The 246-nt window shown below is 66.3% G+C and carries 1 protein-coding gene; it reads right to left on the reverse strand.

Going from position 1 to position 246, the window contains the following annotated elements; all coding sequences use genetic code 11:
- On the reverse strand, nt 1-246 hold a 246-nt coding region (locus RMT89_RS44785), incomplete at both ends, for a polymer-forming cytoskeletal protein (RefSeq protein ID WP_315889490.1).

Below are 246 nucleotides of genomic sequence, written 5' to 3' on the forward strand. Positions count from 1 at the left end.
GCTGTCGACGGCCGACATCCTCGATATGCGCCCCGCGCTCCAGCGCGATCCCGCCATAGCAGATCTTGCCCTTCACCACGCCGCTGGCGCGCACGTTCAGCGTTCCGGTGACCGTCAAATTGCCCTCGGCGGTGCCTTCAATCTCCGCCTCTTCCACCAGGCAGGCGCCGTTGAACACACCTTCGCGCGAAACGATCAGCCGCCGTGACCGCGCCGTGCCCTCGAAGCTGCCCGACAGAACCAGGT

Source organism: Streptomyces sp. P17 (assembly GCF_032436805.1).
Lineage (GTDB): Bacteria > Actinomycetota > Actinomycetes > Streptomycetales > Streptomycetaceae > Streptomyces.